This is a genomic window from Tardibacter chloracetimidivorans, assembly GCF_001890385.1.
In the GTDB taxonomy this organism is placed as follows: Bacteria; Pseudomonadota; Alphaproteobacteria; order Sphingomonadales; family Sphingomonadaceae; genus Tardibacter; species Tardibacter chloracetimidivorans.
On record NZ_CP018221.1, the window covers coordinates 2,324,257 to 2,348,855 of the forward strand.

A 24,599-nucleotide genomic window follows, 5' to 3' on the forward strand; every position below is an offset into this window, starting at 1 on the left:
AGCCGTGGAGGGAAGATGAAGGTCGGATTCATTGGGATCGGGTCGCAAGGTGGCGGCATGGCCGAGATGATCGCCAGGGCCGGGCACGAATTGACGTTGTGGGCGCGCCGCCCCGACGTGCTTCCGCCCTATGTGGCGCTGGGCGCGCGCACCGCCGAAACTCCGGCCGGAGTCGCGGCCGGCGCCGACGTGGTCGGCATCTGCGTGGTGTCGGACAAGGACGTCATGGAAATCGTCCTCGAAAAGGGCGTTCTGGATGCGATGCCGGCTGGCTCGATCCTCGCGATCCACTCGACCGTCGCGATCGACACGTGCCTGAAGATCGCTGAGCTTGCCGCGCCGAAGGGGGTCAAGGTCGTGGACGCACCCGTGTCAGGATCGGGAGAAGCCGCGCTTCAGCGGAGCCTGGTGGTCATGGTCGGTGGAGAGGCGGACGCCATCGAAAAGGCGGGCAAGGTCTTTGAAAGCTATTCGGACCGCGTCATCCCCCTTGGCGAACTGGGCAGCGGCCTGCGCGCGAAGATCGTGAACAACTTCCTCTTCACCGGAAACGCCGAGCTCGCGCGGACTGCGCTCGCCATGGGTGTTCAGATGGGAATAAACCGCGAGGCGTTGCACGAATGTCTTCTGGCGGCATCGGGTCGCAGTTTCGCGCTGACCAACATTGAAAGAATGCTTCGTCCCGAACAGGTGGACCATATGACGAAGCTCTTCTCAAAGGATATCTCGCTCGCGATCGAAGCGGCGCGCAGCGCAGGGGCAACGACGGGAACCATAGAAGACGCGGCGAAGGGCCTGCTGAAGGCATTTGATGATGTTCGTGCGTCAAGAAACGGAAAAAATGAGCTTGCCGGTTATCGGAATGGCTGAAATATGGTCGTAAATTGCGGAGTTCCCGATGGACGATAACAGTGAAGAAGTACTGAGTCCGGAACCGTTTCCGGACCACGATACACGCCGCAAGTTCGGGCAGGACTGGTTCCTCAAGATCAACACCTATGACGGGCCGGGCTCCGAATATGCCTATTACGATACCGGTATCGTTGGTTTTGTCTTCGGAGAGATGTGGCCTCGTCCCCATCTCACGATACGTGAACGGCGGTGGATAACCTTGGTGGGCTGCGGTCAGTCCGACACACCGCGTCCGATCCAATCCCATGTATATGCGGCGATAAACAGCGGTGATTGCACCGTCGAAGAGGTCGATGAGTTCAACCTATTCTATGCGACGCTCACCGGCTGGCCCAAAGGCAACGCCATCAACGAAGCCCTTATTCTCGCGCAGCAGCGGATCGAGAAGGAAAAAGGGATCAAATACACATTCCCGAAGATCGTGCCATGGCATGAGCCGGCCGCAGCGGAGATTCGGCGCGCGCGCGGGAAGAGGGCTTATGAGGAGATCATGCTCCGCCCGGCCCCTGTCGGGAATACCGCGTTTCGCGGCCCGGGCTATCTCGATTTCATGTATGGAGAGAATTGGACCCGACCTGTTCTTTCCCGGCGGGAAAGAAGAATAATCACGATTTGCTGCGCCATCGCGATGAGCTGCGACAAGGAAGCGGAGTCCCATGTCTTCGCAGCTTTCAAGTCCGGTGATATAACCAAGCTGGAGATGGACGAGCTTGTTCTTCATTACGCTGTTCTAGCGGGATGGCTGCAAGGTAGCCGTCTCGATGACATCGTTCAGAGGGTCCACGCAGAAGTTACGCGGGCGCAGTCCGAAGGCGATTAACGAAAGAAATCGCCCGCTGCCGTTGCGGCGCCGCGTACGACGTCAGCCGCGGGCCTCATCCAAATGTTGATCGATAGTCACCGCCGTTTATCGGCGGCGGCCGATACGACGGACTTTTAGCGAGAAGCTATTGCTAGGCTGGAGCGGCCCTGCGGCGATACGCGCGCGGCGTTTCCCCCGTTTCACGCCGAAAGGCCAAGGTGAAGCCGTTGGCCGAACGAAAGCCGAGCCGGGCACCAATCTCGCCGATGCTGAGTCCGGAATGCCGCAGCAGATCACACGACCTTGCCAGGCGAATGTCGGCAATCTCGCGATGCAGACACTGCCCTTCGCTGGCCCGGTACGCTCTGCTCAGATGGCCGGCAGAGAGGTCCACCAGTTCCGCCAGTTCGCCCATACGCGGCAAAGGGCAATCGACTTCCGCAAGTCGCTCCCGAATGCGCTTGAGCTGCCATCCGGCCAAGCCGCCCACCCTTCCGAATGGTTTACACCGCACGGCGGCCATCGTCCGGGCAAGTTGGATAAGGAGCCAGGTTGCCAGAGCCTCGACCGCCAGCGAGCCGCCAAGATTTGACTGGAGAGCTTCACGAGCCAGATCGCGCATGGTCGCGGCGAGCGGAACCACATCGATGTCGAAACTGCTGAGCTGCTCGGCCGAAATCCTATCGCCTCCATCCCGCAGGATGGTCGCGAGCATGCCGCTCGAGTAGCTGAAGGTGACGACGGTGAGCGGCCTCGGCGAATGGTATCGGATCAAAACAGGCTCATCCGAAGAGAGTGCGGTGACGCGCCCCATCCGGGTCCCGGGACCGGAATCTCGCAACAAGCGCGCTTCCGCGTCCGGACGATTGCCGCCTGGCCACCACGAGACCGTGAAGTCGGAGAGCCGCTTGAGAGATTCCTCATCACGCTTGGGCACATAGTCATGCGCCTCAACTCGGACACCATGAAGCGTTCGGGGCCGGTCGGCGTGAGGATCCGCGAGCTCTTCAGTCATTCTTCATCTCCCCGCCGGCGGGCCTACAATGATCCAAATCTTCCCGCATTTTTCCAACTCTCCTGATACAAAATACCGCCCTGCCCGGCAAACCTTGAGGTTTGGGCTCATGAGACTTGCCTGCGCTATCGCAACCACCGAGGGTGGAAGCGACTATAGCTGCCGCGACAGGAGAGAATATGACTGCGAGCACGCCGATCAAGGTTGGCATCCTGTGGGACTGGATGCCGATGCCCAAGCTCGATCGCTTCAAAATCTGGGACGATTATCTGCTGATCCTCAAGATGATCTTCGCGGAAGCGTATGAGAAGCGGATGCTCGATCGGCCGGTGGAATTGGTGATCCGCATGCCGGAGGGGCTTCCGCGGGGCAATGTGCGTGACGTGGTGACAGCTTATCGAGAATTGGTTCAGGAAGGCTGCGTTCTCATCCTCGGTCCGCTCATATCCGAGAACGCGGTCGATCTGAAGATCTACGTTGATTCTGCGCCGGTACAGGATCGTGTACCCTACGTCGGCTCGGTAGGCACGGAAGATTGCCTTTCCGAATGGGGCTTCGAGCTGAACAATGGCGGCCATCCCGAGGAGGCGGCGACTATCGCCAGCATCATGGAGCAGGACGGGATAAGGAGTACAGCGATCCTGCTCGAACAATCGCTCATTGGCCAGCACTATACAAAATTCTTCAAGGATGCGGCCGAGCTTTGGAAGATCGACATAAAGGGAACGTTCTTCATGCCGCAAGTGGAGGGTGGCGACAAAAGCGACGTCCTCAAACAAGCGCGGGACAGCGGTGCGGAATCCGTCCTCGTACTGGGGTTCGGCTACGGGGTCGCGGGAGTGAACGCCGCCATGGAGAAGATCGGCTGGGTGGTGCCGCGATACACCGTCACCAACTTCCTAACCTGGCATTTCGGCACCGATTGGCAAGAGCAGATGCGCGGCTGGATCGGGCTTGACCAGTACGACGAGCGCAATCAGGTCGGCCAGCGTTTCCTCGATCGCTTCGAGGCCAAGCACGGCGCACGGCCCGCTTATTTTTGGGGCGTATACACCTACGATCAGGCGCGCATTGCTGTGGAGGCGCTTCGTCGCGCCGAGCCCCTAGGTGCCCGCGGGGTCCGCGATTCCCTGGAACGCGTCAAGGGGCTGCCGGCGGCGTCCGGCGCGCCGGGGACATGGCTGAAGTTCGGCAAATATGTCCATCAGGGCTGGATGGGCGCGGGCTTCCTGGTCGCGCGCAAGATCAGCGAGGACGGGTCGCATCACGTGTTCCACGGCACGATCGAACCGCCCAATGAATTGCCGCTCTGATATCTCCCGCAGCTGCCATGCGCCAGCATCGCTTCCCGTCGGAGAAAGGCGGGAAGCGATCTAATAGGTAACGGATATCGGAGGCAGCGCGGACAAATCGTTCATACAAACGGAGAGCAAGATGGCGAGGAGATTACGGGTAGTCCATTGCGGCACCGCGGCTGTCGGACACTTGGCGCTGAGAGGAATTCTTGAGCATGAGAATCTCGAGCTCGTCGGACTACTCGCCGCCAGCCCGGAAAAGATCGGCCTCGACGTCGGCGAGATTTTGGGCATCGCACCGACCCGGATAATCGCAACGAACGACATCGACGCGCTCGTCGCGCTAAAGCCTGACTGCTTCAGCTATTTTGCGGGAGCGATCGGGCGAGAAGATGAGGCCGTCGATCAGCTTTCTGCCTTTCTGTGTGCCGGCACGAACGTCGTGTCGACATCGATGTTCTCGTTGATCGACCCGGCCACCTCGCCGGAAATTGACTTGGTCCGCAAGCTGGAGGCGGCTTGTAGAGAGGGCGGCTCTTCCATGTTCAATTCAGGTATTGAGCCAGGGTTCGCGACAGTTCACCTGCCCGCGACACTCGCTTCGCTTTGCTCAGAAGTCGAATTGCTACGGATCACTGAATTCTTCAATTACAATAGCTATCCCGTTAAGCTGATCATTCAGGACCTTTTCGGCTTCGGCTTGGCCAAGGACCAATTGCCTGGCCTGTTCAACACGGAACTTCCGGGCAGCTACGACAAGATGTGGGGGCCGTCGATCCACTTGCTCGGCCGCATCCTGGGTCGAGAAATCGATGAGATCAGATTGGTAACGGACTTTTGGCTGGCAGAGGAGCCGTTCGATATGCGGGCTTGCCACGTTCCCAAGGATCATATCGGCGGGATCCGCTTTGAGATCCAGGGCATGGTCGGCGGCAAGCCGTTCATTATAGTCGAGCACGTCAATTACGGCTCGGATCACCATCCGCCGCACTGGGAACGACCAGTCACCGGGAACGGCACCTACCGCGTCACCATCAAGGGTAAGCCCAATATCATAAATAGCATGTCGTTCGGTGGCGAAGGCGACGAGCCGAACGTCGCCGGCCGCATTGCCACGGCCATGCACACGATCAATGCTATTCCCGGCGTTTGCGCGGCCCCGGCGGGAATACTCACAATCGCCGATTTGCCGCTTTACGCCAGCCGATCCAAGGCGCGGCCTTAGCCGCCATTGAACGACCCGGCTTGGCCGGGGTGGCGCCCACACCTCGGTTGCGATCAGCGCGCCGATCTAACGCACGGTGGGCCAGTTTCTATTACAGCCGCATGCACTGAAGACAAAAATTTATTGATCTTAGGGTCCAAACTCAATCAGCCTCTTGAAAATCGTTGGTCTCATTGATTCAAGGCGTTTTCGCTGAAGAGGAGGCCTTGGGGATGTCGCGTTCGTTGTTCTGGCTATCGGATGAAGCGTGGACAGCAATCGAGCTCCACTTGCCCAAGAACCAGCCGGGAGCACGACGTGTTGATGACCGGCGGGTGATCTCCGGCATCGTTCACATGCTCAAGTGCGGCGGTCGCTGGGCAGATTGCCCCGCCGAATACGGGCCGGCGACGACGGTCTACAACCGATGGAACAGGTGGAGCCGGCGGGGCATCTGGACACGCATCCTGGCTGCACTGACCGAAGAAGGCTGGATCGCCGAGACCGGGCAGATCGATAGCAGCTACATCAAGGCTCACCGTAGCGCCGGTGGGGCAAAGGGGGGGCGCGAGCCAATGCCATTGGGATCTCGCGTGGCGGCCGGACAACAAAGATCCACGCCCTTGTCGACGTCCTCGGACGGCCGCTTCGTCTCGTCCTGACGCCCGGCAACACATCGGACGTGAAGGGCGCCGACCTGCTCATCAACGAAACAGCGGGAATGAAGCGGGTGACCCTCGCGGGCGGGGGAAACCCCGCCCGCACTTGCGACCGTCCAAAATCCGGCCGCGCGCCGCCGCCGTTCCGGCGGCGGCGCGCGGCTTTTCTTGTGCCGGCAGTCGATGCGATGGGCTATACTGGTGCCATGCCCGATAAAGACACCGATATGGAGAGCCAGCTTCAGACAGTCGATTGGAGCGCGATCAGCGACTATCAGACCGGCCTTCGTGAACCGAGCAGGCCTCCCAGTAAGGGCGGCAACACCGCCGCACTGCACGGGCACAGCATCAAGATCGGCGATACCTGGTACAGCTTCCTCGCGCTTGGCGCGCAAAAGTGGGTCTTTGCGTCAGATACCGTCGCCTTCGATTGGGCGTGGGATGTTTCGGGAAAATACCGGAACATCGTCAAGGAGAGCATTCGGACCTTGGGCAAGAACGGTGTGCCGGTCGTTCGCGGCAACAGAGGTTCGAAGCCGATGCTCAGGACGGCGCAGACGCGATTGCCGGCCCGCCGAAGTGAGTGGGAAGACTAAATCTTGATGGTCCGTCGCGAGCCTAGATGCCATCGCCCTCGGCGAGGGCAGCCTCGATCATCATCCGCCAGCCCTCCACGTCCGTACCCGTCGGTGCCGTCGCGCGAACCGAATCGAACAGCGCACGCACCTGCGGCACATAGCTTCGCCACATCGACCCGCCCTCGAACGTGATATTCTCGGCATGCCCGTCGTCCAGGAAGAGACGATCGGCGGCGCGTTCGATCGTTTTCATCGCGTGATGAACCTCTCGGCAGCGGAGCGCGTATCGCTTCTCCGGCAGTCTGTTGGGCCTGTTAGCGTCCACCGGCGCGACCATTTGGCGGCGCAGCACGCCCCACGATCATAAACCCCGACCGTCCCTGATCAAATCCGAAATCAGGCGGCGCGGCGGCAACAGTCCGGCTTCGGCCGACCGCGTGGCCACCACGCCGCGACACCGATCCGCACCAGCTCGGTGCCGAGATCATGGCCGTCGAGAACGACAGTGGCGACGGTCCGATTGTAGCTGCGGTCGACACGGCGGAAGGTCACCTCGCGCCCCGCGAGCAGCGCCGTAGCACGGTCCTTTGCTCCCAAGCCCAACACGGTTTCGCCTGCGCACTTGGCCTGATCGCGGTGCATTTTCCGGGGCGTCGATCCCTGCAATCCTGATGCGCTCGCCGCTTTCCAGCCGGAACGTGTCGCCGTCGGGCACCCAGGCCACGCGGCCGGAATCGCAGCGGTCCGCTGCACCGGCGGTCGCGGGCATCGGCGTCGCGGCAATGAGGGCGGAGACCGCAAGGGCATGAAGCATGGACACGGCTATCGCGGTGCCGGGGGCCGATTGTCGAGCGTCATCCGCACAGTGCCAGGCCTCCTTCATTGCAACTGCCGCCCTGAACGGACCTCTCTCGCGGCGGGTCTGGCGAGGTCCGCCGGTTCCGCAACGGCGTCGCCGACCTTCTTCCCCGGCTCGGTGCCCTCGCCTTCCTCGCGAGGCATGTGTGGACACCCCTTCGGTCAAGGCCTGATTTGATAATGATGAACTCCGGTAGAGTGCTCACATGTGTCCGGCCTTGATTTCGCAGTTTTAACACTGCGAGGCCCTGATGAAGTCCGCGGATCATGGTCCCTACCAAAAAAAGCGCATACGGTGATGCTGCCACGCGATCGGGTTTTCCTGATCCCCGGCTCGAGACCGGTTCTCATCAATATCAGTGCACGCCTTCTCCGAGTTGACTGACCCTACGGGTCAGGCAACTGCTGCAGCCAGCTCCGGCTGATAGTTCATTTTCCTCGCCATGACGGCCCAGGCGGTTCGCGCCATCTGTTCGCCAAGGCGACCGTCGCGAGCCTGGGAGGCTTTCGATCCAGAAGCTTTTTCACCCAGCCATAGAGGGGCGTCGGTTGCCCCGATCGCACCCTTCGCAACACCGAAGTCGCGCCCAGCACGAGCAACACGCGGATATGCCGATCACCGGCTTTTGTGATCCGCCCGTTGCGCTCCTTTCCGCCTGAGGATGACGACTTCGGTGTCAGGCCCAACCATGCTGCGAACGAACTTCCTGACTCGAACATCGAAGGGTCGGGCATTGCCGCTACGATCGCGGTCGCCGTAATCGTCCCGACGCCGGGAACCGACGCCACCCTTCGGCTGGCTTCACTCGTTCGGTGCCACAGGCGCAGCTCGCGCTCGAGCTTCCTGATCTGCTCTTTGATCTTCTCGATCTGCTCCGCATAAATGGCGACAGTGGACCGAACGAGTGGCGTTATCCCCAGCTCGTCGCCTTCGCGTCCAAGGACGCGGTCAACGAGCTCGGGAATACGCTCGATTCCCAACGGCGCGACGATGCCAAACTCGGCAAGGTGGCCGCGCAAGGCATTGACCAGCATGGTGCGTTGCCGGATCAGCAATGCCCTGGTCCTGTGGACGGCCAGAACCGACTGTTGCTCAACCGACTTCACCGCCACGAACCGCATGGTCGGCCTGGTCAGCGCTTCGCAGATGGCCTCGGCATCGACGACATCGTTCTTGCCGCGCTTGACGTATGGCTTCACGTACATCGGGTTCATCATCCGAACCTCGTGGCCCATGGCGCTCAGCTCTCGCGCCCAATGGTGTGCTGAACCGCACGTCTCCATCCCAATAAGGCTGGGTGAAAGCTTCTGGAAGTGGGCGAGGAAATCTCGACGGGCGAGCTTGGTGCTCGTCACTTCGCCCGTCTCGCTATCAATGGCGTGCACTTGGAAAACCCGCTTCGCGATGTCGATACCGATCGTCAATCCAGTCATGTGCTCCTCCTGATAGGCAGTTGATAGGGACCAAGATCCGCAGCCTGCGGCTGAAGGTTGGGGGTGTCCACAACATCAAGAAGCCCGGCTTTGGCCGTCCTCCGCTCTGCTTCGGCCCTGCCGCCCACCCCATCGCGTGAGAGCGATGGGGACCCCGAGCTGGGTGCTGGGCCGTCCTCCGCCCGCCTGATCGACCGCCTGTCGAGGCCGCATCGGGCGGCATCGCATCACTTGAAGGAGGTTATCATGGCACAGATTGGCAGCTTCACCCGCGGCGAAAACGGCATCTACACCGGCGAAATCCGGACCCTGACGCTTCGCGTCAAGGCGAGCATCCGCCCCTGCGAGCGCGACAACGAGAAGTCGCCCGACCACCGGGTCAGCGCATCGGGCGTCGAATTCGGGGCGGCCTGGACCAAGGCGGCGCGCGAGACCGGCGCGGAATATCTGAGCCTCAAGCTCGACGATCCGTCGTTCCCGGCACCGATCTACGCGACGCTCAGCCAGGGCGACGACGGCGAGCACAAGCTCATCTGGTCGCGCTGAACCCGGAGCCCCGCGCGCCACCGCGCGCGGGGCACGAGCGGCGAGCCGGATTTGCCATAGCTCGCGAGGGACCTTGCAGGCGGGGGCGTCTGCTTGTGTCAGCTTACCGTCGCACGGGACCGACAGGCCCGTGCCACCCGGCATAACCCACGCCGCTCTTCCGCGCGGGGCTTTTCCATGTTTCCGCTTGGGGGGGTGTCGAAAACGCCGGTCGCGATTCCGACACTCCCCGGCCGGTGTCCCGCCCGCCATTCCCGGTGTCAGCGGCGGCAGATCGCCGTCCCTTTTCGGACACGGACAGGCAGAATGGACAGCGACGACGACATCTCCCGCGCGACCCGCGCGAAACGCGGCTCCCCCTATCTCAACACCGATCAGGCGGCGGCCTATCTGAAGTTCTCCAGCCGGCTGCTGAAGCGGCTGCGGCGCGCCGGCAAGGGTCCGGTCTTCCGGCTGCACAGCCGCTTCGTCCAATATCATATCGACGATCTCGACGCATGGTCGAAGGCCCAGTCGATGGGAGGCGGCGACCATGACCAGGCGTGACATTCGCGGGTCGGCGACGCCGCTGCTGGACTGGGGCGACCAGCTTCGCGCCGGCAAGCAGCGGCGCCGGATCCTCGGTCGCCGCATCGCGATCACCGGCATCGGCATATTCCTCCTCGGGCTGACAATGGCGTTTCCGCCGGCGCCGCGGCTTGTGTGGAATGCCAGCGCCAGTGCGCCGATCGGTCTCTATGCCGTGACCCCGGGCGCACCCGTCGATGCCGGCGACATGGTCATCGCCCGCGTGCCCGATCCCTGGCGGATGATGGCGGCGCAGCGGCGCTACATTCCCGCCAATGTGCCGTTGGTGAAACGCGTCGCCGCGGTGGCAGGCGACGAGGTCTGCGCGCTCGGCCAGGAAATCTTCGTCAATGGAAAATGGGTGGTCGAGCGCCGTCTGGCCGACGCCAAGGGGCGGCCGATGAAATGGTGGAACGGCTGCGTGCGGTTGCGCGGCCGCCAGCTCTTCCTGCTCATGTCGGATAGCCCCGCATCGTTCGATGGCCGGTATTTCGGCGTGACCGAAGGCGGACTCGTGGTGGGCAAGGCGCGGTTGCTATGGGCGCGCTGACCCGGCTGCTTCCGGCCATCCTGCTGCTGACCGCCGTACCCGCCAAGGCCGACGAGGTCGGGCGCTGGCGACCGATGATCGAGGAGGCGTCGACCCGGTTCGGCATCCCGACGAGCTGGATCGAGCGCGTGATGCGGGCCGAAAGCCGGGGGTATACGACGCTGAACGGCCGCCCCATCCGGAGCCGTGCCGGGGCGATGGGCCTCATGCAGCTCATGCCCGCGACCTGGACGGACATGCGCGCGCGCCTTGGATTGGGCAGCAACCCCGACGATCCGCGTGACAACATCCTCGCGGGCACCTTCTTCCTCCGGCTGATGTACGACCGGTTTGGCTATCCCGGGCTGTTCGGCGCCTACAATGCCGGGCCTGGAGCCTATGCCGCCTTCCTGGCGGGGCGCCGACACCTTCCCGGCGAGACCGTCGCCTATCTCGGCACTGTCGGCGGCGCGGCACGGGGTGATCCACCGGCATCACAACCGGCGACGCAACCGTCGGTGTTCGTGGTTCGCCGGGACTCCGCTGGGGACCAACAGCCATCAGTCCCGGACGAAGGACCATCGGTGCTGTTCGCTGTCCGGAAGGTCGTGCCATGATCGTGGGCGTTGGAGGGGCTCGTCTCGACAGGCCCAGCATGACGGCTGCCGAAGCGGCTCTCAAGGCCCGTGGGTACCCCCCAATTTTCTGGGAAAATCGGTGCCCCCCACGTCCGCTTCGCGGCGCTGACACCCACTCCGCCACCCGTCTCCGGACAGCTGTTCTCGATGAGGAGAACAGAAGCGAAGGAGATGATCATGGGCATGTTTCAACCCATTTCGGTGGCGTCGGATCGCGTGATGGCGGCGCTGGTTTCGGGGCTGGAGATCGAGTTCGGTCACGGTGCCGGGGAGGCTTTGGCGCATCGGTTTCTGGAAGCGGAGGGGAGCGATTTCCTCTGGGATGCACGGGAGCAGGAGCGCTGGATCGGCGCCTATGAGAGCACCGACGATGACGAAATCGACCTGGATCGGGTTCGGATTTTCGGGCGACTGCTCGGCAGATGGTTCGTCGCTGTGATGATCGTCGATGGCGATGGCAATGCGCACGGAGTGATGGGCAAGCGGGAGTTCGGGCGGCGGAAACAGGCGCTGGCGGCATTCGCGGATGCCTGAGAATCTGCGCATTTCGGGCCGGGATGCGGTGCCAGGTTGGCATCGCGTCCCGGCCTCTATTTTGAGCCGAGGATGGGGAGCCGGGCAGGAGGAAGGGGAAAAGCGAAAGCAAGAGAAAGGCACTGTCTCGCGACAGGTGCCAAGTGATTGTCTGCACATCGTTTTTTCGGGAGACATGCTGCGGTTCGCGCGAGACATGCTCATCAGGAATGGTGAAAATCCGCCAATTTCAGCGTGGATTCGCGAGATTCGCGACCACAGCGACGGGCCGCGATGAGCGACGACGACGAGTTCACGCCACGGCTGGGTCGGCAGCGCCAGCAGGGCGGCAAGCGCGCGCGCCGCTACCTCGGCCGCGTGGTCGGCGCGGCGATCCGCTCGGCCGAGAAAGGGTCGATCAGGAGCCGTCGGTTCGACGGCAGCCGGATCGGCCGTGGCGCCAGCATGGGACGCCTGCTTTCCAGCCGCGATCGGTTCGGCGGGCTGCGCGCGCGGCGCGCGGTGGTGAAGACGCGCCTGGTCCGCATCGGCACCGAGGGGATGCCCGCCGCCCGCGCGCACCTGCGCTACATCCAGCGGGACGGCGTGACCCGCGAGGGCGCGCCGGGCGAGCTCTATTCGGCGGAGCGCGACACCGCGGACGGCAAGGCGTTCCTCCAGCGCTGCGATGGTGACCGCCATCAGTTCCGCTTCATCGTCTCGGCCGAGGACGGCTCGGAATATCCCGATCTCAAGCCCTATATCCGCCGGCTGATGACTCAGATGGAAGCCGACCTCGGCACCAGGCTCGACTGGGTCGCGGTCGACCATTTCAACACCGCCCATCCCCATACGCACATCATGCTGCGCGGCGTCGATGATACCGGCCAGAATCTGATCATCGCCCGCGAGTATATCTCGCACGGCATCCGCGAGCGGGCGGCCGAGCTTGTGACGCTCGATCTCGGGCCGCGCACGCCCCAAGAAATCGAGGCGCGGCTTCGGCACGATATCGGCGAGGAACGAATGACCGCGATCGACCGGCGCCTGATCCGGTCGATGGATGCCGATCGGATGGTCACATCTGTGGACCGCGATCCTTTCCAGCAATCGCTTCGGGCTGGCCGATTGCAGAAGCTTGCGAGCATGGGGCTCGCCGAGAGCGTCGGCGGTGGCCGCTGGCAGCTCGCCGAAGATCTGGAGGAGACGCTGCGCATGCTTGGCGAGCGGGGCGACATCATCCGCACCATGCAGCGCGAACTGACGGCCCGGCATCTCCAGCGGCCGTGGCTCGGGCGGAGTCTGTTCGGGGCCGGGGAAACGGATCCGGAGCCCGTCGTCGGCCGGTTGATCGCGCGCGGCCTCGCCGACGAGCACAGTGACCGCCATTACCTGCTGGTCGACGGCATCGACGGTCACGCCCATTATGTCGACATCGGGCGCGGCGACGCCGTGCTGCCGATCCCGGAGGGCGCGATCGTCCGAGTGACGGCGCGGAGGATGGAAGTCAGGGAAGCCGATCGCGTCGTCGCCGACGTGGCGGTGGCAAACGGCGGACGATACTCCGTCGACCTGCATCTGCGGCACGACCCCTCGGCGACGCAGGCGTTCGCGGAAACCCATGTTCGACGGCTCGAGGCGATGCGGCGCGGTGGCGCGGGCGTCGAACGTGAGGCGGACGGGACTTGGTCGATCCCGGCGGACCATGTCGATCGTGCGGCGGCCTACGAGGCGCGCCGCCATCGGGAGCAGCCGGTCGAAGTGGAGACCCTGTCAGCGCGACCCCTGGACCAGCTTCGTGAAGCTGATGCGGCAACCTGGGTCGATCGAGAGCTGGCATCACAGTCTCCGCTGCCGATCCGGGACGCCGGCTTCCACTGCGCCCGGCCCGACCGGCGAGGCCGAACTCGTCAACTATCGCGTTCGCGGCCGCTTCTATGTGGTCGATCGCATCTTTGACGCCGCCGAGCTGAGGCTTGGCACCAGGAAGCAGCAGATCGTCCGCATCAACCGCGTTGCCGAGGGCGGCGCCGCGCGGAAGGGCAAGCGCTCATGAGCGAGTCCGTCATCCCTCCGGCGCCGAAGCTCGATCCCGAGACCTTGGCCATCCGGACCAAACCCGCCCGCGCAATCCGGTTTCGCCGGGGTGTCATCATCGCCATCGCCGCCTTGGGCTCGATCAGCCTGATGGCGGTGGCCTGGATCGCGTTGAAGCCGCGCGTGTTCAGCGCCGTTGCCGATCGTCAGGAACTGTCGGAACCGAGCAATCGGCCGTCGACCGACGCCCTGAATGGATTGCCGGCGACCTATGGGGACGCGCCGAAACTCGGCCCACCGCTGCCGGGAGACCTTGGACGACCGATCCTCGAAAGCCAGCGCAGGATGGCGATGGAAACCGGAACTGGCAGCGATCCATCGGCCCAGCAGGCAGCGCAGGAACGCGAGCGCCGGCTTGCAGAGCTTAAGGCCGCACGCGAGTCTGGGGTTCTGGTGCAGGGCCGCACGGCCTCCCCGCCGTCAGCCGCCCCCGACGTGTCGGGCACGCCAACGCCTACCCCGACGCCTGCCACAGGTCCGGCACTCGACCCCGATCGCGATCCGAACGCGCAGGGCCGCAAGGCTCAGTTCGTTGGTACGCTTGATCGTTTGGATGACGTCAACCCGCACACTCTGGCTGCCGCGCCGTCGCCCTATCTGCTATCGGCCGGGAGCGTGATTTCGGCGAGCCTGATCACCGGTCTTCGTTCCGACCTCCCCGGTTTGGTCACGGCACAGGTGACTGCACAAGTGTTCGATAGTCCCACCGGCCGCATCCTGCTCATTCCACAAGGGTCGCGGCTGATCGGCAACTACGACAGCGTCGTGGCGTTCGTCCAGAAGCGTGCGCTGATCGTCTGGCAGCGGATCGTGCTGCCCGATGGTAGCTCGATGAAGATCGACAATGTGCCGGCGACCGATGCGTCTGGATACGCGGGGCTGCAGGACAAGGTTGATTTCCACACATGGGCACTGCTCAAAGGTGTCGCGCTCGCCACGTTGCTCGGGGTCGGTTCCGAGCTGACGGTTACGGGCGAAAGCGACCTGGTCCAGGCGATCCGGGAGTCGACCCAGCAGAATGTGTCGCGCGCCGGCGATCAGCTCACATCGCGCAATCTCAACATCCAGCCGACGATCACGATCCGGCCCGGAGCGACCGTCCGGCTGGTCGTCCACAAGGATCTCATTCTCGCGCCCTGGCGAGAGAAGGAGCGCTGAAATGGCTGACCTCAGACTGCCCCAACTTCCCGATCGCAATCCGGTCAAGCTCAGCATCGCTATCATGCCGGACCTTCATCAGGCTTTGAACGACTATGCCGCGCTTTACGCTCGGACCTACGGCCGCGACGAGCCAGTCACCGAGCTGATTCCTGCCATGCTCGCTGCCTTCCTCGAAAGTGACAGGAGCTTTGCGCGAAACAGGACGAAGCTGTGATTTATGGCGCACAGCACTGATCGCCAGGCCGACGCCGTCCTCATCGAGCCTCTGACGGTCCGCATCTCCACGGCGGTCCAGCTCACCGGTATCAGCCGCTCGCGTCTCTATGAGCTGATCCAGTCCGGTGAGCTGGAAACTGTAAAGGTGGGTCGATCCACGCTGATCCCGTACAAAAGCCTGAAAGCCCTGACCGGCGTCTAGCCTGGCGTGCCCCTACCTTTGCCGAAGTCCGGCCGCAGGATTTTCGCGCCGTCCCGCAGCTCGTCGAGATAGTCGGACCAGTGCTGCATCATGCGGACGCGTTCATCCCAATATTCACCGCGGGTGTAAGCACGGCGCACCATCGAGGTGTCGAGGTGGGCGAGCTGCTTCTCGATGGCGTCCGGGTTCCAGATGCCCATCTCGTTGAGCAGGGTCGCGGCCATAGCCCGGAAGCCGTGCGCCGTCATTTCTTCCTGGCTGTAGCCCAGCCGGCGCAGTGCCGCGTTGATGGTGTTTTCCGACATGCACTGGCGAGGTGACCGGAATGACGGGAAAAGATACCTTCCGTCGCCGGTCAGCGGGTGAAGTTCTTCCAATAGCGCCAGCGCCTGTCGCGATAGCGATACGCGGTGCGGACGGCGCATCTTCATCTTTTCCGCCGGGAGCGACCAGATGGCGGTTCGCATATCTATTTCCTCCCACTCCGCCTTGCGCAACTCGCCCGGACGGACGAACAGGTGGGGCGACAGCCGCAGAGCGATCGCGGTAATTTCATGTCCCGTATAACCGTCGATTGCGCGCAGCAGCCCGCCAGCCTCCTTGGGCGTCGTGATCGCGGCAAGATGCTGGACCTTCGGAGTAATGAGCGCGCCGCGCAGGTCGGCAGCGACATCGCGATCGGCCCGAGCAGTCGCGATTGCGTAGCGGAACACCCGACTGAGCACGCTGCGCATCCGGCGCGCACTTTCGTAGCGACCGGTCGCTTCCACCTTGCGCAGGACGGCCAGCACCTCCTGCGGTGTGATTTTCGAGATCGGAAGGGCACCAATCATGGGATAGGCCATGCCAAGCAGCCAGCGAATCTTGTCGAGTGTGATCGGCGCGCGGCCCTCCCGTTCGTTCTTGGCGACCCATTCCTCTGCGATCGTCTTGAACGTGTTGTCGGCGGCGACCTTGCGTGCGAGCGTCTCAATCTTCTTCTCGGCGGAGGGATCAAGGCCGGCGGCGATCTGCTCCCGTGCCTTGTTAAGCTGTTGGCGCGCTGCCGCGATCCCGACTTCGGGCCAAGCACCGAAATAGAGCGTCTTTTGCCGGCCGAGGTGCCGGTAGTTCATTCGCCATAGCTTCGCGCCATTCGGCTGAACGAAAAGATACAAACCGTCGGAATCTGCCAGCTTGTAGGCCTTGTCCCGGGGCTTGGCGTTGGTGATCTGGATGTGATTCAGTGCCATGATGGTGCCAGCTCCAAAGGGCTCACCGGCACCATCAAAAACACCATCATCTTGATGGTGCTGCCGATGGATTCGGGTGGATGAGCCCGGATTCCATTCGGCGATTTTCACTGAAAAAATGCTGGAAAACCAGCCGCTTGCTGGACGATTCCGGACGTTGCCGGAAAGGTCTCTGGTGCCGCTTACAGGACTCGAACCTGTGACCCCCGCATTACGAATGCGATGCTCTACCAACTGAGCTAAAGCGGCCTATAGGCTGCGGGCGCATAACAGTGCACGGGCGGCAAGACAAGCCTCTCTCGCTTGGCGCAGGCGCGGCCGGTCCCCGACAGGAAAACCGCCGCCTTAATCCTTTGGCAACCATGATGGGCCGATAACCGGCCGGTAGCATTAGGCTGATGTGATTGGGGGCTCGATGGATCGCCTGGACCGTTCGGAAGTCGAACCGGCGGATGAAGTGCTGGAACTGACCGAACCAGCCTATGACATACCACCCGAAATCGGCACCGATGAGCGCCGCATGCACGTGCGCGCCTATAATTACTGGGTTTCGCTGCTTCGCGGTCGCCCCTTCCCGTCGGTCGCCGATCTCGACCCCACCAGCCTCAACGACTTCGGCCCGCACAGCGTGCTGCTGGACTTCACGCGCGATCCCACGATTCCGTCCATCGCCTATGTCGGCCATGCCCTGCGCGAGGAAGGCGGCGTTGAAGTGCAGATGGCGACGATCGCCGATGTGCCCGCGCGGTCGCTCCTTTCCCGGCTGACCGATCATTATTTCCAGATCATCGCCAATCGCGCGCCGATCGGCTTTGAGGCAGAGTTCGTCAACCTGCGCGGCAACAACACCATGTATCGCGGCATATTGATGCCGCTCTCCGCCGATGGCAGCAGCATCGATTTCGTCTACGGAGTCATCAACTGGAAAGAGCTGGCGCAGGACGACATCGCCGCCCAGCTCACCGCCCAGATCAAGGGCTTCGGCGCGGAGCCGGCCGCGCCGCGTGCCGATGCGCAGGCTCCCATATGGGCTGACGGCCCGAGCGCATCAGTGCTGTCGACACTATCGGGGCCCGGGCCGTCGCAAGGCGCTGCCGACGAGGACGATGGGCTTGCCGACAGGCTCGCCACCGCGCGCGACGGCGCACAGGAAGCAAGCGTCGCCGCAGGCCGTTCGCGGGCCGCGCTCTACCGCGCGTTATCGCTTGCCTATGATTTTCATCTTGCAGCCGAGCAGGACCCGCAAGGCTATGCGGAGCTGCTGGAGGATGCGGGCATCGCCGTGCAGGCCCGCGCGCCGATGACGCCTGTCGTCAAGCTCGTGTTCGGCATGGATTACGACAAGACGCGGCTCACCGAATTTGCGGCCGCCCTCTCCTATGCGGCGCGCAACGGCGTGAAGCCGGGGCACCTCCAGGCTGTGCTCGAAGGCTATGAGGGCGGGCTGAAAGGCGTGGTCGCGGCCGAACGCGCCATGCGCCGCCCGGCCGAATCGGGTCGTCTGGCGCACAGCATCGAGGTGCGGCAATGGCTGCGCTCCGCCGCCCCCGCGGTGCATATCGATTTCGCGCCCGAAGGCGAGGAGGAGTTCGTCCTGCTGGTGGCGCGCCGCGACGCCACCGGGCTTTCGGTCATCGACAGCGTGCCGCACAATGCCGCGCTGGTGGAGCGGGCGCTGGTCGCAATGACTTGCCCCCCCGCCGACAAGGACGCATAACAGCGCCTCCGGGTGCGTCTTTTCGGCCCCGGCGGAGTTGGTCATGCCGGCGTCAGCCGACGAAGAAAATCGATCCGCAACCGCAGACCCGCTCGCGCGGACCGTGGCCGATGTGCTGGTCCGGAATGCGCTGCCGGGTGAAATCGACCGCCTCGACAAGGACAGGCTGCACGCGATCGCGGCCTTTGCCGCCGCCGCAATTGCCGAACGCCCGCCCGGTAAACCGGTCGTACAGGTCGCGAGCGGCGCGGAAAGCGACGGCAAGCGGACAAGCTGGGTCCTTGTCAACACCGACGACATGCCCTTCCTCGTCGATTCGGTGACCGCCGCGATTACCGCGCGCGGCCTCACCATGGAGCGGCTTCTCCATCCCGTCGTGGACGCGGTGCGGACGCCCGAAGGCCGGCTGCGGTCGATCCAGCCGCTGGAGCCGGACCGCGCCGTCGCCGGACAGCGCGAATCGCTGATCTTCATCGAGATGGACCGGACTGCCGCCCGCAATCGCGCGGAGCTTGCAATCGAGATCGAACAGGTGCTCGACGAGGTCCGCCGCGCGGTGGGTGGCTGGAAGCCGATTCTGGCGAGGCTTCGGTCGGACACCGACCGGATCGCCGACCCGCAGGCGAAGGCGTTTCTGGAATGGCTTGCGGCGGACAATTTCACCTTCCTCGGTCATGCAGAGTTTCGCGCCGACGCCGACAGTCCGCGCGACGGCCTGGGGCTGCTGTCGGAGACCGGCGTCTATGGGCTTGCCGACGACCGCACGGCCGGTCGGGCAGCGCTGGATGCGCTGGAACGACCCGGATTGCCGGTGCTGGTCGTCAGGGCCGACCGCGTCGCCCGGGTCCATCGCCGCAGCCGGATGAACATCGTCGCGGCGCCGCTGCGCGACGAAGAAGGGCGGCTGACCGGCGTCTCCTGCTATGCTGGCCATTTCACCAGCCAGGCCATGTCCGCGCCGCCCGACGACATTCCCGTGCTTGGCGAGCGGGTGGCGCGGGTCGGCAGCGCTTTGCACTTTGCGCCGGGCGGGCATGCCGCAAAGGCGCTGGTCCACGTCATCGGCCAGTTGCCGCGCGACCTGCTGTTCGAAATGGACGAGCCTTGCCTGCGCGACATCGCGACGACGGCCATGTCGCTTGTCGACCGCCCGCGCCCCAGGGCAAAAACGGTCAGGGATACGCTTCGCCGTTTCACCAATGTGCTCGTCTGGCTTCCCCGCGACGAGCTTTCATCCCAGCGTAGACGCGAGATCGGCGATCTTGCCACCGGCCTTGTCGACGGCGTTCTGGACGGCTGGACGTCGATGATGGGCGAGGACCCGCTCGTATCGCTGCGCTACATCATCCGCCACGAACGCAACCGGGAGATCGACGAGGCTGCGCTCGACGCCCAGCTGCGAGACATGATTCGCGGCTGGAACACGGCGGTGGAAGGGGCGCTTCGGTCGTCCGTCGGCGCGACCCGCGCCGCGCGGCTGGCGCTGACCCATGGCAGCGCGTTCAGCCAGTCCTATCGGAGCCAGTTCGAGCCCGAAGATGCGGCAAGCGACATATTGCGCCTCGCAGCCCTTTCCGGACGGGAGGAACGCGACGTCCGCGTCTACCGCAGGCACGACGACAAGCCCGGCCAGTTGCGCCTCAAGGTCTATCGACTGCGGGAGATCATCCCGCTGTCCGACGCAGTGCCGGTGCTTGAGCATTTCGGCTTTCGAGTGATCGAGGAATATCCGTTCGATCTGCGCGACGGCAGGCTGGGCTGGATACATGATTTTTTGCTGGAAGGCCGGGCCGCAGATGCTTTTTCACCCGAAGCCAATGGCCGGCTCGAATCCGCGATTCGCGCCGTCCTCTCGGGCGAGGCGGAAAACGACGCATTCAATGCGCTGATCGCGGAGGTTGGACTGGAGCCCGGCTCCATCACCCTGTTCCGCGCCTGGTTCCGCTATATGCGGCAGACGGGCAGCGCCTACGGCCTTCAGACCGTGGTCGATACCCTGGCGCGTTATCCGGGCCTGACCCGGTCGCTGGTCGAACTGTTCGAGGCGATGCACCGCCCGATGGAGGATGCGGGACAGCGCCAAAAGCGGGTGGAGAAGGCCGAAGCGCAGATCAAAACTGCGCTGACCGAAGTTACCGCAATCGACGACGACGGAATCTTGCGACGGCTGCTGGCGATCATCCGCGCGACCGTCAGGAGCAATGCCTTTGTTCCCGGCGGGCCGGAGGCGCTGGCGATCAAGCTCGACAGCGGGGCGATCAACTGGCTTCCGCGGCCCGTGCCGTGGCGGGAAATCTTCGTCTATTCACCACGGGTGGAAGGAATCCACCTTCGCGGCGGACCGGTGGCGCGCGGCGGCATCCGCTGGTCCGATCGCCGCGACGATTTCCGCACCGAGGTGCTGGGGCTGATGAAGGCCCAGATGGTGAAGAACGCCGTCATCGTCCCGACGGGCGCCAAGGGCGGCTTCCACCCCAAGCACCTTCCCTCACCCGCCGACCGCGATGCCTGGCTGAAGGAAGGAACGGAGGCCTACCGGATCTACATCCGGGCTTTGCTTTCGCTCACCGACAACATCGTCGACGGCGCGGTGGTGCACCCCGATCATGTGGTGTGCGGCGACGGCGACGACCCTTATTTCGTCGTCGCGGCGGACAAGGGCACCGCAAGCTTTTCCGACATCGCCAATGGCATCGCGCTGGAACGCGGCTTCTGGCTGGGCGACGCCTTCGCGAGCGGCGGCTCCAACGGCTATGACCACAAGGCGATGGGCATTACCGCGCGGGGCGCATGGATCTCCGTCGCGCGCCATTTCGCCGAAATCGGCGTGGACGTTCAGACCGATCCGGTCACCGTGGCGGGCGTGGGCGACATGTCGGGCGATGTTTTCGGCAACGGCATGCTGCTGTCGAAGTCGATCCGGCTGGTCGCCGCCTTCGACCACCGTCACATCTTCATCGATCCCGACCCCGATCCGGCCGCAAGCTGGACGGAGCGGAAGCGCCTGTTCGAGCTTCCGCGCTCCTCATGGGCCGATTATGACACAGCGCTGATTTCCAGGGGCGGCGGCGTCTTTCCCCGGACGCAGAAGGAAATCCCGCTTTCGCCGGAGGCAAAGGCGCTGCTTGGCGTCGAGGCGGACAGCCTCGGCCCTTCGGCCCTCATTGGGGCAGTCCTCAAGGCGCAGGTCGATCTGCTCTGGTTCGGGGGCATCGGCACCTATGTGAAGGGAGCATCGGAAACCAACGGCCAGGTGGGCGACCGCGCCAATGACCTGCATCGCGTCGACGGCCGCGACCTTCGCGCGCGGGTGGTCGGCGAAGGGGCGAACCTTGGCGTCACCCAGGCGGGCCGAATCGAATATGCCGCGCGCCGCGGGCGCATCAACACAGACTTCATCGATAATTCGGCGGGCGTCGACTGTTCGGACAATGAGGTCAACATCAAGATCGCCCTCAACGCCGAGGTGCGCGCCGGAAAGCTTGCGCTCGCCGACCGCAACGCGCTGCTGGAGGACATGACGGAAGAGGTGGCCGCACTGGTGCTGGAGGACAACCACCTTCAGACGCTGGCGCTGTCGCTTGCCGAACGGGACGGCGCGCAGGCGCTTCCATCGCACCAGCGGGTGATCCAGCTGCTCGAAGCGTCCGGCAGGCTGGACCGCGCCGTCGAAGGCCTGCCCGACGACGAGCAGTTGCTGAGCCGGTTGCGCGACGGGCGCGGCCTTGCACGGCCGGAGCTTGCCGTGCTCCTCGCCTATGCGAAACTCGCGGTGCAGGATGCGATCGAGGGGGCGGGCTTTGCCGAAGACGCGCTTTTGCAGCCGACGTTGCTTGCCGCCTTTCCCCGGCAGATGACGGAACGGTTCCAGCCCGCCATTCTGGCGCATCGCCTGCGGGCGGAGATCGTCGCGACAGAGCTCGCCAATCGCATGGTCAATCGCAACGGCATCGTGCTGCCTTTTGCATTGGCGGAGGAGGAAGGCTGCGCGCTGGGGCAGGTCGCCGCCGCCTATGCCGTTGCCGAGTCGCTTTTCGGGCTGCCCCGGCTCTGGCAGGCGATCGAGGATGCGGGGCTGACCCCCGACACCGAGCTTGCGTTGTTCGACGCAACCGCGTCCGGCGTTCGGCTGCACATCGCCGACCTTGTTCGCACCAGCCCGGCCGGAAAAAACCCGGAGGCGATTTGCAGCGAACTCAGGCCGGGCGTCGAGCGCGTGCGGGAGCAACTCGACGAGCTGTTGCGCGACAATACCCGGAGCCACCTCAGGGCCCTGCGCGACGAACTGCTTGGCGCATCCGCTCCTGCTCCGCTGGTCGACCGGATCGTCGAGCTTCATGGCCTTGACGGCACCATTGGAGTCGCCAACCTTGCCGCCCGAATGGGGCGCGAGGGCAGCGAAGTGGCGCTGGCAAAGGCCTACACCATCATCGGCGAGGCGCTGGGCGTCGACTGGGCGAAGGGCGCGGCGCTGGCGCTCGATCCGTCGGATAGCTGGGACCGACTTCTGCTGGCAGGACTGGTGCGCGATTTCGAGCAGTTCCGGCTCGATCTGCTTGGCCGCATCGCCGGGCAAACGGGCTCGCCGGAAAAGGCCGTCGAAACCTGGCTTTCGGACCATGCGCAGCGAGTCGACCAGTTTCGGGCGCTCGTCAGCCGCGCGCGAGCCCAGCCGGTGATCACGCCCGCGATACTGGCCCAGGTCGCAAGTCAGGCGCGCGTGCTGCTGGCGCGCTGAGCCTATTCGCGGTGCTGCGGGCGGGTGAGCGCCGGATGCGGTGGCCCCAGATCCTCAAGGATCAGATCGACGCATTCGATCTCCACCCGGATTTCCGCGCCCGCCGCGAAGTGGAGTGAAATCTCGCCGGGCTCCACGCTCAGCGCGAGCAGTTCCAGCGGCAACTCCGAGCCCTCGGGCCAGTTGCGTCGTTGCGCGCCCGTCACGCTTTCAATCCGCAGCGCGGCGCGCACGCGCTGCGCGTCCTTTTCCTCCCAGCAGAAGCGACTGGCCAGAATAACGAAGCGCCGGTGCGCCCGGTCATAGGCAATTTCATCGGGACGGACGCAGGCATCCTGCATCAAGGCCGAAACGACGGCAGCGTCATCCTGATCCTGCGCCCACAGCCGTGTCATCCGCCGTCCGACACCCTTTCTATGTCCGCGCCCACCGCCGACAGCTTTTCTTCCAGCCGTTCATAGCCGCGATCAAGATGATAAACGCGATTGACCACGGTTTCGCCGCGCGCTGCAAGGCCTGCGATGACAAGGCTCATCGAGGCGCGCAGGTCGGTCGCCATCACCGGCGCGCCGATCAGATGATCGACGCCGCGCACCAGCGCCGACCGGCCGGTCACTGTGATGTCCGCGCCCATGCGGGCTAGTTCGGGGACATGCATATAGCGGTTTTCGAAAATCGTCTCGCTCAGCAGGCTTGCTCCCTCCGCCAGCGCGAGCATGGCCATGAACTGGGCCTGCATATCGGTTGGAAAGCCCGGAAACGGCGCGGTCGAAAGATTGACTCCGCGCAAACCGCCATCCGCCTTCACCAGCAGGCCGCCGCCGACTTCCTCCACGACGACGCCAGCCCGCCTCAAGCCGTCGAGCACCGCTTCCATCGATTCGCTTTGGGCCCCGGCAAGCTCCACTTCACCGCCGGTGATCGCGGCGGCGCAGGCATAGCTTCCCGCCTCGATCCGGTCGGCCATCACCGCATAGGTCGCGCCGTGCAGCCGTTCGACTCCCTGCACGGTCAGCCGCTCGGTGCCGATGCCGTCGATCTTCGCGCCCATGGCAACCAGGCAACGCGCCAGATCGATGATCTCCGGCTCGCGCGCGGCGTTCTCGATGATCGTCTCGCCTTTGGCGAGAACGGAGGCCATCAGGACGTTCTCGGTTGCACCGACCGAAACGGTGGAAAAGACGATTCGCCCGCCCCTCAGGCCGCCGCGCGGCGCGGTCGCCTTCACATAGCCCGCCGCCAGCTCGATCTCCGCACCAAGCGCTTCCAGCCCCTTGAGGTGGAGGTCGATGGGGCGGTTGCCGATCGCGCAGCCGCCGGGCAGCGACACCGTCGCCTCGCCCGCCCGGGCGAGCAACGGCCCGAGCACGAGTATCGAGGCGCGCATCTTGCGGACGATGTCATAGGGCGCGACCGTGGACGTGATCCGCCCCGCACGCAGCGTCATCACCCGGCCGAAATCCTCAGGCCGCGCGCCCTCGACCATGGTGGAGACGCCATGCTGGTTCAGCAGATGGCCGAAGGTGTCGACATCGGCCAGCCTGGGCAGGTTCCTGAAGGTGAGCGGCTCGTCGGAAAGCAGCGCACAGGGCATCAGCGTCAGCGCTGCGTTCTTGGCCCCGGAAATGGGTATGCGGCCCTTCAGGCGTCGGCCGCCGCGAATTACGATCTTGTCCATGCGGGCCG

Annotated in this window: 23 protein-coding genes, 1 tRNA gene and 2 pseudogenes; 18 read left to right on the forward strand and 8 right to left on the reverse strand. The window is 64.2% G+C overall.

Going from position 1 to position 24,599, the window contains the following annotated elements; translation table 11 throughout:
* Positions 1–15 precede the first annotated feature (15 nt).
* Both BSL82_RS11985 and BSL82_RS11990 read left to right on the forward strand, forming a co-directional pair.
* The gene (locus tag BSL82_RS11985; RefSeq protein ID WP_072597726.1) at positions 16–870 is read left to right on the forward strand and encodes an NAD(P)-dependent oxidoreductase; all 855 of its coding nucleotides are present in this window, start codon (positions 16–18) and stop codon (positions 868–870) included.
* Between the two features lie 28 nt (positions 871–898).
* Complete coding sequence (locus BSL82_RS11990; RefSeq protein WP_072597727.1) at positions 899–1,732, forward strand: carboxymuconolactone decarboxylase family protein; 834 nt, start codon at positions 899–901, stop codon at positions 1,730–1,732.
* Between the two features lie 133 nt (positions 1,733–1,865).
* Here BSL82_RS11990 and BSL82_RS11995 read toward each other — a convergent pair whose 3' ends face one another.
* On the reverse strand, positions 1,866–2,729 hold the full coding sequence (locus tag BSL82_RS11995; RefSeq protein WP_072597728.1) for a helix-turn-helix transcriptional regulator: 864 nt from the start codon (positions 2,727–2,729) through the stop codon (positions 1,866–1,868).
* A gap of 284 nt (positions 2,730–3,013) precedes the next feature.
* Between BSL82_RS11995 and BSL82_RS12000 the strand changes: the two genes are divergently transcribed.
* From BSL82_RS12000 to BSL82_RS21085, 4 genes are all read left to right on the forward strand, one after another.
* Entirely contained in the window at positions 3,014–4,042 is a 1,029-nt protein-coding gene (locus tag BSL82_RS12000; protein ID WP_158010875.1) for an ABC transporter substrate-binding protein, read from the forward strand.
* Between the two features lie 172 nt (positions 4,043–4,214).
* Positions 4,215–5,249: an NAD(P)H-dependent amine dehydrogenase family protein gene (locus tag BSL82_RS12005; RefSeq protein ID WP_083579194.1), complete on the forward strand. Its 1,035-nt coding sequence runs from the start codon at positions 4,215–4,217 to the stop codon at positions 5,247–5,249.
* A gap of 212 nt (positions 5,250–5,461) precedes the next feature.
* Entirely contained in the window at positions 5,462–5,890 is a 429-nt protein-coding gene (locus BSL82_RS12010; protein WP_072598519.1) for an IS5 family transposase, read from the forward strand.
* A 20-nt stretch (positions 5,891–5,910) separates the two neighbouring features.
* On the forward strand, positions 5,911–6,483 hold the full coding sequence (locus BSL82_RS21085; protein ID WP_226998453.1) for a hypothetical protein: 573 nt from the start codon (positions 5,911–5,913) through the stop codon (positions 6,481–6,483).
* Positions 6,484–6,505: 22 nt separating this feature from the next.
* Here BSL82_RS21085 and BSL82_RS12020 read toward each other — a convergent pair whose 3' ends face one another.
* The 3 genes and pseudogenes from BSL82_RS12020 to BSL82_RS12030 all read right to left on the reverse strand — a co-directional run bounded on the left by BSL82_RS12020 (position 6,506) and on the right by BSL82_RS12030 (position 8,757).
* Positions 6,506–6,718, reverse strand: a complete 213-nt coding sequence (locus BSL82_RS12020) for a hypothetical protein (protein WP_158010877.1) — start codon at positions 6,716–6,718, stop codon at positions 6,506–6,508.
* Between the two features lie 143 nt (positions 6,719–6,861).
* Positions 6,862–7,107 carry a thermonuclease family protein gene (locus BSL82_RS21450; RefSeq protein ID WP_072597732.1) on the reverse strand — a complete coding sequence of 82 codons (246 nt, stop codon included), beginning with the start codon at positions 7,105–7,107 and terminating at the stop codon, positions 6,862–6,864.
* A 610-nt stretch (positions 7,108–7,717) separates the two neighbouring features.
* Positions 7,718–8,757: pseudogene (locus BSL82_RS12030) on the reverse strand (IS110 family RNA-guided transposase).
* Between the two features lie 246 nt (positions 8,758–9,003).
* On the opposite strand from BSL82_RS12030, the gene BSL82_RS12035 reads away from it, so the two are divergent.
* The 10 genes and pseudogenes from BSL82_RS12035 (at position 9,004) to BSL82_RS12080 (ending at position 15,226) form a co-directional block, all read left to right on the forward strand.
* Positions 9,004–9,303: a DUF736 domain-containing protein gene (locus tag BSL82_RS12035; RefSeq protein ID WP_072597733.1), complete on the forward strand. Its 300-nt coding sequence runs from the start codon at positions 9,004–9,006 to the stop codon at positions 9,301–9,303.
* A gap of 306 nt (positions 9,304–9,609) precedes the next feature.
* Positions 9,610–9,849: a helix-turn-helix domain-containing protein gene (locus tag BSL82_RS12040; protein WP_072597734.1), complete on the forward strand. Its 240-nt coding sequence runs from the start codon at positions 9,610–9,612 to the stop codon at positions 9,847–9,849.
* Positions 9,836–10,420: a S26 family signal peptidase gene (locus BSL82_RS12045; RefSeq protein WP_072597735.1), complete on the forward strand. Its 585-nt coding sequence runs from the start codon at positions 9,836–9,838 to the stop codon at positions 10,418–10,420. The genes BSL82_RS12040 and BSL82_RS12045 overlap by 14 nt, the downstream gene beginning before the upstream one ends.
* Complete coding sequence (locus BSL82_RS12050; RefSeq protein WP_083579197.1) at positions 10,408–11,016, forward strand: lytic transglycosylase domain-containing protein; 609 nt, start codon at positions 10,408–10,410, stop codon at positions 11,014–11,016. The genes BSL82_RS12045 and BSL82_RS12050 overlap by 13 nt, the downstream gene beginning before the upstream one ends.
* A 198-nt stretch (positions 11,017–11,214) precedes the next feature.
* Entirely contained in the window at positions 11,215–11,571 is a 357-nt protein-coding gene (locus tag BSL82_RS12055; RefSeq protein WP_226998454.1) for a hypothetical protein, read from the forward strand.
* A gap of 273 nt (positions 11,572–11,844) precedes the next feature.
* Positions 11,845–13,509: a VirD2 family relaxase/mobilization nuclease gene (locus BSL82_RS12060; RefSeq protein ID WP_072597737.1), complete on the forward strand. Its 1,665-nt coding sequence runs from the start codon at positions 11,845–11,847 to the stop codon at positions 13,507–13,509.
* Positions 13,442–13,606 (forward strand): annotated as a pseudogene (locus BSL82_RS21090) (TrbG/VirB9 family P-type conjugative transfer protein); the annotation flags it as partial. The gene BSL82_RS12060 and the pseudogene BSL82_RS21090, both read left to right, overlap by 68 nt.
* Complete coding sequence (locus tag BSL82_RS12070) at positions 13,603–14,805, forward strand: TraB/TrbI/VirB10 family type IV secretion system protein (protein WP_072597738.1); 1,203 nt, start codon at positions 13,603–13,605, stop codon at positions 14,803–14,805. The pseudogene BSL82_RS21090 and the gene BSL82_RS12070, both read left to right, overlap by 4 nt.
* 1 nt (position 14,806) lies before the next feature.
* Positions 14,807–15,022: a DUF2274 domain-containing protein gene (locus tag BSL82_RS12075; protein WP_072597739.1), complete on the forward strand. Its 216-nt coding sequence runs from the start codon at positions 14,807–14,809 to the stop codon at positions 15,020–15,022.
* Between the two features lie 3 nt (positions 15,023–15,025).
* Positions 15,026–15,226, forward strand: coding sequence for a helix-turn-helix domain-containing protein (locus BSL82_RS12080; protein WP_072597740.1), 201 nt, complete (start codon positions 15,026–15,028; stop codon positions 15,224–15,226).
* Here BSL82_RS12080 and BSL82_RS12085 read toward each other — a convergent pair.
* Complete coding sequence (locus BSL82_RS12085) at positions 15,223–16,569, reverse strand: tyrosine-type recombinase/integrase (RefSeq protein ID WP_158010879.1); 1,347 nt, start codon at positions 16,567–16,569, stop codon at positions 15,223–15,225. The genes BSL82_RS12080 and BSL82_RS12085 overlap by 4 nt on opposite strands.
* Before the next feature lie 62 nt (positions 16,570–16,631).
* Positions 16,632–16,707, reverse strand: a tRNA-Thr gene (locus tag BSL82_RS12090).
* A gap of 166 nt (positions 16,708–16,873) precedes the next feature.
* Here BSL82_RS12090 and BSL82_RS12095 point away from each other — a divergent pair.
* Positions 16,874–18,175 carry a PAS domain-containing protein gene (locus BSL82_RS12095; RefSeq protein ID WP_072597742.1) on the forward strand — a complete coding sequence of 434 codons (1,302 nt, stop codon included), beginning with the start codon at positions 16,874–16,876 and terminating at the stop codon, positions 18,173–18,175.
* Between the two features lie 43 nt (positions 18,176–18,218).
* Positions 18,219–22,913, forward strand: coding sequence for an NAD-glutamate dehydrogenase (locus BSL82_RS12100; protein WP_072597743.1), 4,695 nt, complete (start codon positions 18,219–18,221; stop codon positions 22,911–22,913).
* 2 nt (positions 22,914–22,915) lie between these two features.
* On the opposite strand, the gene BSL82_RS12105 is transcribed toward BSL82_RS12100, so the two are convergent.
* Entirely contained in the window at positions 22,916–23,308 is a 393-nt protein-coding gene (locus BSL82_RS12105) for a DUF2948 family protein (protein WP_072597744.1), read from the reverse strand.
* Positions 23,305–24,591, reverse strand: a complete 1,287-nt coding sequence (gene murA, locus BSL82_RS12110; RefSeq protein ID WP_072597745.1) for a UDP-N-acetylglucosamine 1-carboxyvinyltransferase — start codon at positions 24,589–24,591, stop codon at positions 23,305–23,307. Before murA ends, BSL82_RS12105 begins: the two co-directional genes overlap by 4 nt.
* Between the last annotated feature and the right edge of the window lie 8 nt (positions 24,592–24,599).